Genomic DNA, 13,400 nt, shown 5'->3' on the forward strand with positions numbered 1-13,400 from the left:
AGGTTGCGCGCCACGTAGACATTCACGGGAGCGCGAGGGTGTAACACCCTCGCATTTCCCCTTCACCCCCTTAAGCCGAAAGCCTGATCGCCTTGGGCATGATCAACCGCCCCAGCCCATCGATTTTGGCGGTCCCCCGCTGCACCCGCTTGGCCTCATACAAAGCGGCATCGGCGCGGTGCAGCAGATCGCTGCGGTTTTCGTCGCCCGCTTCCAGCCAGCAGGCTCCGATCGTGGCGGAGACATGGACGCTCTCTATCGCGTTGCTCACCGTGTGGCGCAGGTCCTGAAGCAGGCGCTGCATCAGCCCGGGGAGGTCGGCCAGCAACAGGCGGTCGCTGACCATAAGCACGAATTCGTCGCCGCCCAGCCGGGCCGCGAAACTCCCTTCGAGATAGGAGGCTTGCAGGCGCGAGGCCATCAGGCGCAGCAGATCGTCGCCCGCCGGGTGGCCGCAGCGGTCGTTCACGGCCTTGAAATTGTCGAGGTCGATCAGCAGCAGCGCCATGGGGGCATCGCGATCCGTGATCTGCGCCAGCCTCTCATCGAGGTGGTGGTTGAAATGGCCGCGGCTGGCCAGACCCGTCAGCGCATCGGTGTTGGCGGTGCGGCGCAGGGCCTGCTCCATCTGATAGCGCTCGGTGATGTCCTGAAACACGCCGATCAGCGCACTGGGCTGGCCGTCTTTCAGCTCCAGTTCGGCCATGCTCCGCACGCGGCGCAGCTGGCCCTGGGCCGTGATGAAATCGCTTTCGAAATCGAAGGGTTCGCCGGTGCGGATCGTGCGGTTTATCGCCGCCTCGATGATCGTGCGTGAGGCCATGGGATAGAACTCCATCGCCTCGGTCAGCGGGGTGCCATCGCCCACGGGGACGCCGTGGATGGCATAGGTCTGTTCCGACCATTCGGTCTGATTGTCATGGAGGCGCAGCCGCCATGAGCCGACATTGGCCATACGTTCGGCCTGGCGCAGCTTGCGGTTGGTCTGGTCCAGCTTGCGCAGGGCTTCGCCGCGTTCCTCGGCCAGACGCAGGGCATCGGCGGTGGCGGCGCGGGCATCCATCAGGGCCTCGGCCAGCTCGCCCAGTTCGCCCAGCAGCTCCAGCTCTTCCGGGCCGAAGTCGCGCGGCTGGTCGTCGATGACGCAGAGCGTGCCCATCGGCAGCGCCTCGCCCTCGGCTTGCCCGGCGCGCAGGGGGACGCCGGCGTAGAAACGCACGTTCGGGGCGCCGGTCACCAGCGGGTTTTGCGCGAAACGCTCGTCCACGGTGGCATCGGGCACCACCAGCGCGTCATTGGCGGCCACGGCATGGGCGCAGAAGGCCACTTCGCGCGGGGTCTGGCTCACCTCAAGCCCGGTCTTGGCCTTGAACCACTGGCGGTCCCGGTCGACCAGCGAGACCAGTGCGATCTTGCAGCCCAGCAGGTGGCTGGCCATGCGCACGATGGTGTCGAATTCGCGTTCGGGCGGGGTGTCGAGCAGGCCCAGATGCTCCAGAATCGCCATGCGCTCCGCCTCGGTGGGCGGCAGGGGAGCAGGGCTGTAACCAAGGCTTGTGCGGTCGACCATGATCGTTTGCATAGCCGCGATCGCCTTAACAGTGTGCTGTCGGGCAGCTACGCTGATCCGCATTTCCGCGTGGTCTTGCCCTTTGGGGCAATCGGTGGGTGGCTGTCCTGTTTTCGCAAGCTTTTCTTGGGCCAGGGGCAGTGCGTCAGGGAACCCTACCCCCCTGCGAAGCGTCTTGCACAGGCGGGGCGATGGCAAACGGGGGCAAGGAGTGCGCAAGCCATGATCTGCATCGGCGCGAATCGAATCCCTGCCTGCGGCGTTGGGGCCCGGGCATGACCGGCCCTCTGCCACTGGTCTGCGTGCAGGATCTGGAGCTGCATCCCGATCCCACCCGCACGGTGATCCGCCCCTTCTGGCCCGGCGGTTCGGATGAGGCGGGCAAGGCTCGGATCAGGGCCACGGTCGAGCGGATCATGGCGTTCGACGATGAAGAGCTGGTGCGCCAGCTCGATCGCACCTGGCGCTCGCTGGAGGCGCGGCACAGCGGCACGCGTTCCGCGCTGCTGCGCCGGGCCGAGGAGCTGGACGATATGCTGGGCGGCGTTGCGGGCCTGCCGGAATCGCGGCGTTTGCTGCTCGGCGCCTATTTCAGCGCGGAATATGCCTTTGAGGCGGCGGCTCTCTTCAACCCCAGCATCGTGCGCCACCCTGACCATGCCGAGGATAAGGATGGCGAGACGCGCTTTATCCTCTCGCTGCGCGGGATCGGGGAGGGGCATTTGTCCTCGGTCACCTTCCGCACGGGCACATGGCACAAGGATGGCTCGGTGACGGTGGATGAGCCGGGGCCGACCGGCGTGCCCCCCGTGCTGGGCGAGGTGCAGGGCTGGAAGGATGCGCAGACCATCCAGATCGACTGCACGGGCGCCTGCGATCCTTCCGAAGCGGTGCTGTTCCCGGTGCTGGCCAGCCAAAGCCGGGGGATCGAGGATCTGCGCCTCACCCGTTTCGAGCGCAGCGACCGGCCGGGCACCACCTTCATCGGCACCTATACGGCGGTGAGCGCGGATGGCGCCTGTCAGGAATTGCTGCAGACCGACGATTTCCGCTCCTTCAAGATGCATCCGGTGGGGGGCGATCTGGCCCATTCCAAGGGCATGGCCCTGTTTCCGCGCAAGATGGGCGACCGCTATCTGGCGATCGGGCGGCAGGACAATGAGAACCTCTGGCTCGCCTCTTCCAGAGATATCTTCACCTGGGAGGGCGGCACGAAACTGGCCGTGCCCGCCTATCCCTGGGAAAGCATCCAGCTGGGCAATTGCGGCTCTCCGCTGGAGATCGAGGAGGGCTGGCTGTTGCTCACCCATGGTGTGGGGGTGATGCGCAACTATTGCATGGGCGCGATGCTGCTCGACCGCGACGATCCCTCGAAACTGATCGGGCGCCTTGCCGAACCGCTGATCGAGCCGGGCGACAGCGAGCGCGATGGCTATGTGCCCAATGTGGTCTACAGCTGCGGCGCGCTGGTGAGGGGCCGCAACCTGCTGCTGCCCTATGCGGTGGCCGATGACTACACGCGCTTTGCCACCATCTCGCTCGATCGGCTGGTGGCGCAGTTTCAGCGATAATCGGGTGCTTCCTCTGGCAGCGGCCCCCTTGGCAGAGGCTGGGGGCGTTCCCATAGAGGAAGCCCCCCCTTTGGCCTTTCAGGTATCCCCTTGACCCGCAACCGCTATTACGCCGGCCCCGTCTCCGACCATTTCGACGGCGAGTGCTTCACCAGCCCGATCCCCACGCCTGACAAAAGCTTCGGCGAGGTGCTGCGCTGGAGCTGGACCTCCAAGCGGGAGCGTTGGCCCGCCAGCGTGCCGATCACCCCGGCGGTGCCCAATCCGCGCGAGCAGGAGACACGCATCACCGTCGTCGGCCATGCCACGCTGCTGATCCAGAGCGGCGGGGTGAACATACTGACCGACCCGCTCTTCTCGAACCGGGCCAGCCCCTTCAGCTTTGCCGGGCCGCGCCGCGTCTGCCCGCCGGGTGTGCGTTTCGAGGATCTGCCGAAGATCGATATCGTGCTGCTCAGCCACAATCATTACGATCACCTCGATGTGGCGACGCTGAAAAAGCTGGTGGCGCGTGACGATCCGCGCATCATCACCCCGCTGGGCAATGACACCATCTTGCGCAAATCCATCCCCCGCGCCCGCACCGAGGCGGGCGACTGGTGGAGCCAGCACTGGCTGGGCAAGGAGATGGAAGCGGTGATCGTGCCGGCTCAGCACTGGTCGGCGCGGGGGCTGCGTGATCGGCGCCATGCCTTGTGGTGCGGCTTTATGCTGCGGTTGCGCGACGGGCTGCTCTATTTCGCGGGCGACACGGCCTATGGCGATGGCGGTATCTTCCGCGATCTGCGCGCGCGTTTTGGCGCTCCCGATCTGGCGTTGCTGCCGATCGGGGCCTATCGCCCGCGCTGGTTTATGGGCCCGCAGCATACCGATCCGGACGAAGCGGTGCAGATCATGCAGGATCTGGGCGCGCGCCGGGCTCTGGGCATCCACTGGGGCGTCTTCCCGCTGAGCGACGAGGGCCGCGATACGCCCCGCGAAGACCTTGCCCGCGCCCTGAATGCGCGCAGCATTCCGGCCGAGCGCTTCCCCGCCGCCGAGCCGGGCACGGTGTGGGATCTGGTGCCTGCGGATCAGCAGTTGCATCGTTTCGTGTGATTTCAAACACTTTTCGTCGCATGTTGCGGGAAACATTTTGGAGGTCAGCGTTTATTCACCGAGCGTTCAGGGGGCTGCGCGCGATATTTTTATGAATTTTTTATGTGGATGATGCCATGCCCCCCAACCGCACCGCATCTGCTGCCCTGTCGATGTCTGGCGGCAACAGGCTCTCCCCTTGGCCGGGGGTGTTCGCGTGATCTACATCAGCTTCGGCATGCTGAAATCGGCCAGTACGCTGACCTATCAGATCATCGAGGAAATTCTGCGCCAGGCGGGCAGGCCCCCCTTGATGCTTGGGGCGCCGCTGCGACCGGCCCTGTCCGTCACCAACTATTTCGACACGATTGACGGGGCGCTGATCCAGCAGATCCAGAGCATGGCGTCTGGCCGTGACGTGGTTCTCAAGACCCATCAATTGCCTGCGCCAGAGGTGCTGGCGATGATCGCGCAAGGTGACATCCTGGCCAGTGCCACCCTGCGCGACCCGCGTGAGATCGCCTTGTCGATGATCGACCATGGCGATCGTTCACGCCGCTGGCATATTCCCGAATTTTCCGAATGCGTTACGCTGGAGGACTGTCTGCCCTCGATCGACCATCAGGTGGCGACGCTTCAGGCCTTGTGCGAAGTCCCCGGTGTGCTGCCGCTCACCTATGCCGCGATCTGCTTCGAGATGCGCGAGACGATTGCTCTGCTGGCCCGCCAGATCGGTGTGAGCATCGACCCTGCCGCTGTGGAAGCGGTCTTTGCCGATACCAGGATGATCGGCCAGTTCAATCAGGGGCGCAAGGACCGTTTCCACGATATGGCGCCTGAGGATTCGGCGACGTTTCTCAAGCGCTATGCGCCGTTCCATGCCGCCTTCCTGCCTGCGCCCAAGCCCTCCGCAGGCCGTCCGGCCTCCGCTCCGAAAGCGGTGCGGGGGCAATGGTATCAGGTGGTGATCGATTTGCGGCGGCTATGGCATACGCGCCGCCCCATGGCGCGCCTGCCCGCCCGATAGAATTGCACGCTCGATAGGTTGATCAGTGCAGCGTCGCTCCGGCAGCGGCCTGCGCCATCAGCGGCGCCGTAGCGGGCTGGACCGGGCGCGAGAGCGTCATGGCCAAGGCGCAGACCACCGCGCGGGCCAGCGATGTGCCCGCCGCCGTGGTTTCCCCACCGCGATCGGCCAGCACCACCGAGACCAGATATTCTCCTGCCGCCCCGCGTGAGACGAAAAAGCCGCTGTCCGCGCTGATCAGGCGCAGTGCCAGCGTTTCGGCGGCGCCGGCGGCCAGCAGATGCTCGATCATCGTCGGCTCCAGAGCAACGACGCCCTCGGCCAGCTCGGGATGCGGGGCATGGCGGATCAACTCGGCCAGACGGCGAAGGGCATCGCCGTCGCTCATGGCTTCATTGTCCAGCAACCAGTCCACCAGCAATTCCAGCTCGCGGCTCCAGCGACCCCAGCTCGGCGAATTTTCCAGATTATGGTGCAACCTTCGTTCTCCGTTTTGCCGGATTATGACAGGCTGATCTTTGCGCGTTCTTCACCGCGTTCTGGGTAGTTGTCACCATAAGGTCACCCCCGGAATCGGGCATTGTTGTTAACCATTATGAATGGCCTTGGCTGAGGCTTACGCGGCAATGCTGCGTCCAAAAGGTTGAGATGGCGACAGGCCGTGCCGCACCAGCGTTGAATCCACCCCGAAATGTGCCGCAGCGCCGGAAAACCAGCCTCGAAGCAGGCAATAAAGCCTGGTGGGCTTCCCGTAGGGGCGCGGCCTGATGGCCCTTCGCAAGGGGGGCTGGGTGTAGTAGATTTTATGAACTTTTTATCCCATGCTGGGTGCTAAAGGGCAAATTCGCACCACGTCGGCCCCGGCAACTGCCGCGATGCAGCTGTGTCATGACGGGGCGAGAGGCGTGCAAAAAGCGTGGCAAAACAGTGAAAATTGACTGTAAGCCCCTGAAATTATTTGTGATAAAGAGTGGCTTTCCAGAAGCATGGCAGGTTTGAGTGATTCAGGGCCCCGCAAGGTCTGAACCCCGGGGCAACCACTGATGTAGAAATACCTTGCAATTGTTTCTGGGTCGCAGAAAACAACGCGCGCCAAGAGGGGGCCGGCAGCGGCAAAAACAAGATGAACCGGATCAAGAATATCAAGGAGCTGGCCGAACTGGCTGGTGTATCGACAGGCACCGTTTCACGCGCGCTGGCCGGATCAGCGCTGATCAGTCAGAAAACGCGCGATCGTATTCAGGCCCTGGCCGACGAACATGGCTTTCGCCCCAATGTTCTGGCCCGCAATCTGCGCATCCAGCGCACTGGCGCCATTGGCGTGCTGATTCCGCTGGGCCATGAAACCGGGCAGCACATTTCCGACCCCTTCTTCATCACCATGCTGGGCCTGCTCGCCGACGCCCTGACCGAGCGCGGCTATGACCTGCTGCTCAGCCGCGTCATCCCCACGGACGAGCGCTGGCTGGACCGCATCACCGGCTCGGGCCGGGTCGATGGCGTGATCGTCATCGGCCAGTCCGACCAGTCCACCGCGCTGGACATCGTGGCGGATCATTACCGCCCGCTGGTGGTCTGGGGCAGCCATGCGGAGGGCCAGAGCTATTGCTCGGTCGGCTCCGATAACCGCAGGGGCGGCGATCTGGCCGCCAGCCACCTGATCGAACGCGGCTGCCAGCGCATCGCCTTCTTCGGCGATCCCGGCGCTCCGGAAATCTCCCAGCGCCTCGAAGGCACGCGTGACGCCATGGCCCGCGCCGGTCTGGCCGATCAGCTGACGGTGCTGCCCGCGCATCTGGTGGCGGAAGCGGCTCATCCGGATATCGCGCGCTTCCTGTCTCAGGAGGGCCAGCGCCCTCAGGGTATCGTCGCGGCGTCCGACGTGATCGCCATGAGCGCCTTGCGCGTGCTGGCGGAGCAGGGCCTGTCCGTGCCCGGCGATGTGCGGGTGGTGGGCTATGACGGTCTGGCGCTGGGCGAGCAGACCTCGCCCCGTCTGACCACCGTGGCTCAGGATCTGACGCGCGGCGCTGAGCATCTGGTGGATATGCTGCTGCGGCGGATCGCTGGCGAGGATACCAGGAGCATCGTCATGCAGCCGGAACTGGTGGTCCGGCTTTCCAGTTAAGAAGAAAAGGTAGATGCGAGGGGGGTACCCCCTCGCGCTCCCGGAACGTCTTCCGACGATGGGGCTGTGGCGCCGAAATGCAGCGCCCAGCCTCTCCACCTGCGCTGGCTAAAGCGCCGCAGGCCGTTGCCCCAGATCCAGGCGTTTTTATGCCTGTGGCGCTGCAACCTTGGCGCCTTGGTCGAACCCGGTGCGCCACGTAGACGGTAATGGGAGCGCGAGGGCCCGGAGCATTTCTCTTGAGAAATGCGACCATCAAAGACACCACCCTCGCATGTCTCTTTTACCCTTCTTCATCCAGCACCAGAGCCAAAGCCCCGAGCAAGCCGGCATTGTCCCCCAACACGGGCTCCACGATGATTTCTGCCGGATCACCGTTGAAATAGCCGTTGGCCCAGCCGGTGGCGCTCTCCCGCACCAGTTCGATCAGCCCGGGCGTGTGCATCACGCCGCCGCCCAGCACGATGCGGGCAGGTTCCATCACGGCCTGGAAGGTGCAGACGGCCTGACCGATGTACCATGCGATGATCGCATGGGCGGGATGGTCCTCCGGCAGGTCCGACAGGGATGCGTCCCAGCGGCCCTTGATGGCCGGGCCTGCCACGAGGCCCTCGAAGCAGTCGCCGTGGAAGGGGCAGCAGCCGGGGTAGTTCTGGTCCTGCGGGTGGCGGGCGATGCGGATATGCCCCATCTCGGGGTGGGAGAGGCCGTGGAGCAATGTCCCGCCGCTCACGAAGCCGCCGCCGATGCCGGTGCCGATGGTGAGATAAAGCAGCGACTGGTACCCCACGCCGGCGCCCCAGCGGTATTCGGAAAGGGCCGCGCCATTGACGTCGGTGTCGATGGCGACGGGGCAGTCAAAGGCCTTGGCAAAGGGCGTGACCAGATCGGCGCCGGTCCAGTGCGGCTTGGGGGTGCGGGGGATATGGCCCCATGTGGGCGAGGCGCGGTCGAGGTCGAGCGGGCCGAAGCTGGCGATGCCGATGGCTTCGGGGATCAGGCCCTGATCCTTGAACCAGGCGACGGCGGTGCCCAGCGTTTCCTGTGGCGTGGTGGTGGGGATCTGGTGGCGGGCGTGAATGTTGCGCGCTTCATCGGCGATGCCCAGCACGAATTTGGTGCCGCCAGCCTCGATCAGGCCATAGTCTGCCATGGGACCTCTCTTTCCGCTGACGGTGTAGCGGGGCGCGGGGGAGGGCTCAATCCCGCGCGCGGCTTTCTGCCCGGCAGAGTGGGGTCATGCCGGGCGCAGCATAACAGACGCGGGCGCCGCGCAGTTTGCGCAGCGCCCGATGGGGGATGATCCTTTCTCCCCCCGCCTGCCTTTCGTGCCTGATCCTCAGCAACTCGCGAAAGGATCGCCAAAGCCGGTGGCGTAGTGCGCGATGGCCATGGTCGAGAATTGCGCATTCACCCGGATGCAGGAGGGGAAGACGCTGGCATCGGTGACCAGCACATTCTCCGTGCCATGCACGCGCAATTCGGTGTCCACCACGCCTTCGTCGGGATCGCTGTGGATCGGATTGCCGCCATGGGGGTGCGAGGAGGAGAGGGTGACATCGCCCGGCGCGCGGATCGCATTCTCGAAGAAGGCGCCGATATCGTCACCGGGATAGAGCGTCTGGCCTTTGAGCGTGGCGGGCCATACCTCCAGCGCGCCGCCTGCGAAATGCACCTTGGCCAGCGTGGCGGCGGCGCGGCGCAGCAGGGCACGATCCCATTCCTCCAGCTGGAAGTCCAGCTTGCCGCCCGAGATATGCCCGCGCCGGTCCCCCGGGAACAGCACACCTGCCGAGCAGATCCGGCTGTAATTGCGCATTCGCCGGTCCATCTCGCCGAACCAGCCCGGCATCAGCGAGGCCATGGAGAGCGGCGGCTGGAAATGGCTTTCCAGCAGGAAATCCCCGCAATCGACCATGGTGGCCATCTGATCCTCGTTCCAGGCCGGACTTGTGCCTTCGGGCATCAGGCAGGGGATGGGCGAGGCGATGTTGAGCGAAATACCCTTGCCGGTGCCATCCACATCCGAACGATCCAGCAGCAGCGAGGAGGCAATGGTGCCGCAGGCCACCACCACGCCCTTTTTCGCGGCGATGGTGTGCTTCATGCCATCCTCGTCGATGATCTCCACGCCCGTGGCGCGGCGGCGCCCATGGGGCAGTTTCTGCCACAGGATGCGTTCCACGCGGGTGCGATCGAGGATACGCATGCCGTGGTTGGTGCAGGCATCGGGCAGATAGCTTTGGCCCATGCCATTGCGGCGCCCATAGCCGCAGCCGGTGTTGCAATAGCCGCAATAGGCGCAGGCGTCGTCCGTGCCGGCGGGGCCGAAGTTCTTGGAGAACCAGCCTGCTTTTGCACGCTGCGCCCAGACCTCATCGGTTTCGGTGACGAATTTGCCCCAGCCACGCAGCAGATGCGGGCCATTGCTGCGCGAGGATTGCGGCTCGATGGGGCGGATCTGCAGATAATCCTGCACCGCATCGAAGCTGGCGCTCATCCGCTTGCGGTCGAGCGAGGCGCCCATCGTGTCCCACAGGTCGAGCGGGTTGGGGGCGTCCGGATGAGTCAGCGGATCATCGAACAGGTGAATGCAGATGCCGTTGTTGATCGTGGGCGACCCACCGACATTGCGGCCCTGAAAGACGATGAACTCGTCATTCTTGGAGGATTGCAGCGCCCCATGCTTGAAGAGATGCGAGGCCATCGCCCGCTCTTCATGGGTGATGTTGTAGGAGGGGTAGAAAGGCCCCGCCTCGATCATCAGCACCTTGTAACCGCGCCGCGCCAGATTGCGTGCCGAGACCGAACCGCCCGAGCCCGAGCCGATGACGATGATGTCGATATCCTCAGCCACCATCTCGCGGTTGATCACATGGCGCGGGTTGATGTCGCGCCCAGCGATGCGGGTAAGGGGGCGTTCCTCCGGCGTGCGCTCCCGAAACAGCGGCAGGGTGAAACCGATCTGGCGATGGACCGGATTGTCCTTGTTGGCCTTCTGCCCCTCGATCATGGCATCGCCATCCTCGGCGTCCTGCCAATAGCCGTAATAGCTGAAATAGAGCAGCGCGCGCAGCCGGGCCATATCCTTGAAAAGATAGAACTCGGTGTCGCGCATGCGGTGTTCGATGCGCTCCTTGCGGTGTTCGACCGACAGGGCGGTGAACAGCGGCCCCATGGCGATATCGGCCAGGGTGACGGCGGTGCTGATCTCCTCGGCCTTGGTGCCGCCGATCATGCTGAAGATGGTCTGCAGATTGTCGACCACCTGATCGGTGGTGATCGCCATCTCGGTGAAATCGTCGAAAAGAGCCTCGGCCAGGGCGCGCAGAAAACCCGTCTGGAGGTGGTTGAAATAGAGCTGTGGCATGGTTGTCCCTGAAGCGGGCCGAGTCGCCGGGGAGCGGCGTGGCAGTCGGCGCATAGAAAAAGCTAAGAGTCGGGTTTCATGTAGGCAAGCAGTTGCAATCGTTTACGGGAATAGACCTAAAATTCACGGGATTCTACGGATGTTGCAACTGCGAGAATTGCGCCAGACATTGTGCCGATTTCGCACGGGAGGCGGAATCGGTTTGCCGGGATTCGCTGGTTTCCCCTTTTTGGGACACTTTCTTGTCGGGTCGTCGTTACTGCAGTGTTGATTGCCTGCGCTGTGCGGGCGCAGGTTTGTGGTGACGACAAGGAACATGCTCATGACCGCTTCGCTGCTCACCAGAATGCCGATCACCATTCGCGAATGGCGGATGCGCTTGACCGATCTGTGCCGGATGAGCGCGCTGGCGCCCATGCAGGATGAGGATGCGATGCTGCGCACGGCCTATCGCCTGCTGGCCTGCCTGCCCGAGACCGACAGCCTGCTGGGTGATCACCTGCCGCCGCAGGCCCAGTTCGACACGCTGCTGGCCGCCGGCGCGCATGACACGGCGGCGCTGACGCTGATTCCCGAAAGCGGCAGCTTCCTGCTCAGCCGCAATGGCGATGGCACCTGTCTGGCCTCGGTGCTGCTGCCCGGGCTGGAGGAGGAGATGACCAGCGAGGGCACCACCCCCGCGCTGGCGCTGGTCTCCGCTCTTGCTGCCGCTCTGGCGAGCCTGACCCCCGAGGTGGAGCTGCGCAGCGATGTGCCCATGATGCTGCGCGAGATTCCCGCGCTGGGTGAGGAAACCCTGAAGGGCGATGCCGCTCTGACGGCCACGCCCGACCCCCTGCGGGACGATCTCTATCGCCGCCCCGCAGGCATTGCCCTGCACTGATTGCTGCGTTTTTGCTGCGGCACCGCTGGTTGCGAAAAGCCGCTCCCACCGTTTCGCGCGATGCTTCAGTTCGGCCCGCTGGGCGGCGAAAAGCGCGCCTTCAGCGCCTCCACCCCGATGGTGTTGACGGCTGACAAAGGGCAATCGGCCTGCAGCAGCGTGGCCAGCCAGCGCTGCTTCTGAGCAATCAGATCGATCGATTGCAGCGTGCGCAGATGGCTGGTCATCACGGCGGGATCGATGCACAGCACCGTGCCCAGATCCTCGATCTCGGCGGCCAGCTCATGCAGCACATCGGCCACGGTGGTGAGATGCGCCGCTATATGGCGTTCATCGGTCATGCCGCTTCACCTGCCTGATGGTCTTCGGCCAGCGCGGCCAGATTGAGCACCATCACCATCCGCTCATCGATCGCGGCCAGCCCTTCCAGAAAGCTGACGATGGGATCGCTGCTGGTGGTGGGCGGCTGCTGCAAGGTCTCGCCATCGATGGTGACGATGTCGCTGACGGCATCGACGATCAGCCCGCAGGATTTCCCGCCCAGCTGGGTGACGATGATGGCATGGCGCGGGGTGGGCACGGTGGGTTCCCAGCCCAGCCTTGCGGCCAGATCGACCACCGGCAGCACCGTGCCGCGCAGATTGACCACGCCGGCCACATAGGTCGGCACATGGGGCAGGCGGGTGGTCGGGGTCCATGCGCGGATCTCGCGGATCGCCATGATGTCGAGGCCGAAGACCTGCCCGGCCACTTCGAAGGTGATGAGTTCGCGCTGCATGGGGTGATATCCTGCCCTGCAAAAGTTTGCGATTCGGTGAGCGAGGCGACGAACGCCCCGATCAGTGAGCGACGCGACGAACTGCGGCGACCAGCTTTTCCGGATCGAAAGGCTTGATGATCCAGCCGGTGGCCCCGGCCTGACGGGCGCGGGCCTTCTTTTCCTCGCTGCTTTCGGTGGTCAGCACCAGAATGGGCCGGTCGCGGTGGCGGCTGCCCTGGCGCAGGCGCTCGATCAGGCCGAAGCCGTCGAGGCGGGGCATGTTGATATCGGTGATGACGACATCGACCTCATTCATCGCCAGCCATTCGAGGGCGACTTCGCCATCCTCGGCCTGCGCCACGTCGAAACCCTGCCCGGTCAGGGCATGGTTCAGCAGGGCGCGCATGCTGGCGCTGTCATCAACGGTCAGAATTCGGGTGGTCATGGATTGCTCGCTTTCCTTAAAACAGTTCGACATTGCCATCCGCACGCAGCGGACGCGGAGTTGGAGTGGTGGGAGAAACCAGCGTGTTTTCAACGATGCGGCAGCGCACCTGGCCGCGCGCCGGGCGGAAATCGACGCGGCGGGCGTGAATGCCGCCCAGATCCTCGCGCGCGATGGTGATGCCTTCGTGGTTGAGGAACTGCCGGGCGAATTCGCCATTGCGCAGCCCGATGCGCTCCAGCCCGGCGTTGAGATTGGCGCCGCCATAGAGATGCGCGCGCAGCCGTGCCTTGGCCGCACCATGGGCCAGCATGTCGTTGATCAGCACTTCCATCAGGTAGACGCCGTAATGCTCGTCGAAATCGGCGCGGCAGGCGGCGGCGGGCGGCTCGGCCAGCAGGAAATGGTTCATGCCGCCCACCTGCGCCACCGGATCGAAGAGGCAGGTCGCCACGCAGCTGCCCAGCAGGGTGGAGAACTCCGCCAGCGGCTGGTCCGAAACCTGCGACTGCCCCTGCAGAATGCTGGTCCGCGTGATGGAGGAGATCGGAGGGATGAAATGCATCGAC

Annotated in this window: 13 protein-coding genes; 5 read left to right on the top strand and 8 right to left on the bottom strand. The window is 64.5% G+C overall.

Annotation, left to right across the window (positions count from 1 at the left end):
* Positions 1-70: 70 nt before the first annotated feature.
* A complete protein-coding gene (locus tag HGK27_RS01870; protein ID WP_206238277.1) occupies positions 71-1,570 on the bottom strand; it encodes a sensor domain-containing diguanylate cyclase in 1,500 nt (499 codons plus the stop codon).
* Between the two features lie 275 nt (positions 1,571-1,845).
* Here HGK27_RS01870 and HGK27_RS01875 point away from each other — a divergent pair, with 275 nt between their 5' ends.
* From HGK27_RS01875 to HGK27_RS01885, 3 genes are all read left to right on the top strand, one after another.
* Positions 1,846-3,141 (top strand): glycoside hydrolase family 130 protein, encoded by a 1,296-nt coding sequence (locus HGK27_RS01875; protein WP_206238278.1) that lies wholly within the window; start codon positions 1,846-1,848, stop codon positions 3,139-3,141.
* A 90-nt stretch (positions 3,142-3,231) separates the two neighbouring features.
* The gene (locus tag HGK27_RS01880; protein WP_206238280.1) at positions 3,232-4,239 is read left to right on the top strand and encodes an MBL fold metallo-hydrolase; all 1,008 of its coding nucleotides are present in this window, start codon (positions 3,232-3,234) and stop codon (positions 4,237-4,239) included.
* Positions 4,240-4,417: 178 nt separating this feature from the next.
* Positions 4,418-5,245 (top strand): hypothetical protein, encoded by an 828-nt coding sequence (locus HGK27_RS01885; RefSeq protein ID WP_206238281.1) that lies wholly within the window; start codon positions 4,418-4,420, stop codon positions 5,243-5,245.
* A 22-nt stretch (positions 5,246-5,267) separates the two neighbouring features.
* Here HGK27_RS01885 and HGK27_RS01890 read toward each other — a convergent pair whose 3' ends face one another.
* The gene (locus HGK27_RS01890; RefSeq protein WP_206238283.1) at positions 5,268-5,723 is read right to left on the bottom strand and encodes a hypothetical protein; all 456 of its coding nucleotides are present in this window, start codon (positions 5,721-5,723) and stop codon (positions 5,268-5,270) included.
* Positions 5,724-6,368: 645 nt separating this feature from the next.
* Between HGK27_RS01890 and HGK27_RS01895 the strand changes: the two genes are divergently transcribed.
* Positions 6,369-7,373 carry a LacI family DNA-binding transcriptional regulator gene (locus tag HGK27_RS01895; RefSeq protein WP_206238284.1) on the top strand — a complete coding sequence of 335 codons (1,005 nt, stop codon included), beginning with the start codon at positions 6,369-6,371 and terminating at the stop codon, positions 7,371-7,373.
* Positions 7,374-7,656: 283 nt separating this feature from the next.
* Here HGK27_RS01895 and HGK27_RS01900 read toward each other — a convergent pair whose 3' ends face one another.
* Both HGK27_RS01900 and HGK27_RS01905 read right to left on the bottom strand, forming a co-directional pair.
* On the bottom strand, positions 7,657-8,526 hold the full coding sequence (locus HGK27_RS01900; RefSeq protein WP_206238286.1) for an ROK family protein: 870 nt from the start codon (positions 8,524-8,526) through the stop codon (positions 7,657-7,659).
* A 186-nt stretch (positions 8,527-8,712) separates the two neighbouring features.
* On the bottom strand, positions 8,713-10,743 hold the full coding sequence (locus HGK27_RS01905; RefSeq protein ID WP_206238288.1) for a GMC family oxidoreductase N-terminal domain-containing protein: 2,031 nt from the start codon (positions 10,741-10,743) through the stop codon (positions 8,713-8,715).
* A 322-nt stretch (positions 10,744-11,065) separates the two neighbouring features.
* On the opposite strand from HGK27_RS01905, the gene HGK27_RS01910 reads away from it, so the two are divergent.
* Positions 11,066-11,626, top strand: coding sequence for a hypothetical protein (locus HGK27_RS01910; protein ID WP_206238290.1), 561 nt, complete (start codon positions 11,066-11,068; stop codon positions 11,624-11,626).
* 65 nt (positions 11,627-11,691) lie between these two features.
* Here the strand turns inward: HGK27_RS01910 and HGK27_RS01915 are convergent, their stop codons facing one another.
* The 4 genes from HGK27_RS01915 to HGK27_RS01930 form a co-directional block, all read right to left on the bottom strand.
* Positions 11,692-11,967 (bottom strand): hypothetical protein, encoded by a 276-nt coding sequence (locus HGK27_RS01915; RefSeq protein ID WP_206238292.1) that lies wholly within the window; start codon positions 11,965-11,967, stop codon positions 11,692-11,694.
* Complete coding sequence (locus HGK27_RS01920) at positions 11,964-12,404, bottom strand: chemotaxis protein CheW (protein ID WP_206238294.1); 441 nt, start codon at positions 12,402-12,404, stop codon at positions 11,964-11,966. Before HGK27_RS01920 ends, HGK27_RS01915 begins: the two co-directional genes overlap by 4 nt.
* A gap of 61 nt (positions 12,405-12,465) precedes the next feature.
* Entirely contained in the window at positions 12,466-12,831 is a 366-nt protein-coding gene (locus HGK27_RS01925) for a response regulator (protein WP_206238296.1), read from the bottom strand.
* A 16-nt stretch (positions 12,832-12,847) separates the two neighbouring features.
* Complete coding sequence (locus tag HGK27_RS01930; protein ID WP_206238297.1) at positions 12,848-13,396, bottom strand: chemotaxis protein CheD; 549 nt, start codon at positions 13,394-13,396, stop codon at positions 12,848-12,850.
* Between the last annotated feature and the right edge of the window lie 4 nt (positions 13,397-13,400).

It is taken from the genome of Novosphingobium terrae, from assembly GCF_017163935.1.
GTDB lineage: Bacteria > Pseudomonadota > Alphaproteobacteria > Sphingomonadales > Sphingomonadaceae > Novosphingobium > Novosphingobium terrae.